Consider the following 255-nt stretch of genomic DNA (forward strand, 5'->3'; position numbering starts at 1 on the left):
GGACTATTGTCCCTATTGCGCCCGCGCCAAGGCGCTGCTCGAGCAGCGCGGCGTGACCGACCTGGAAATCATCCAGATCGACCGGGAACCCGGCCAGCGCGATCTCATGATCGAACGCACCGGCCGGCGCACGGTACCGCAGATCTTCATCGGCGATACCCATGTCGGCGGTTGCGACGACCTGATGGCGCTGGACCGCTCGGGCGGCCTGACCCCATTGCTCAACGGCTGACGCCCCTTTTTGCCCCTCCCACC

The 255-nt window shown here is 66.3% G+C and carries 1 protein-coding gene; it reads left to right on the forward strand.

The window, feature by feature from the left end; genetic code table 11:
- Nucleotides 1-232: glutaredoxin 3 (grxC, locus tag SB751_RS33000; protein WP_410749376.1), on the forward strand; the 232-nt coding region annotated here is incomplete at its 5' end.
- Between the last annotated feature and the right edge of the window lie 23 nt (nt 233-255).

The sequence above is a fragment of the Cupriavidus sp. SIMBA_020 genome (genome assembly GCF_046535395.1).
Lineage (GTDB): Bacteria > Pseudomonadota > Gammaproteobacteria > Burkholderiales > Burkholderiaceae > Cupriavidus > Cupriavidus campinensis.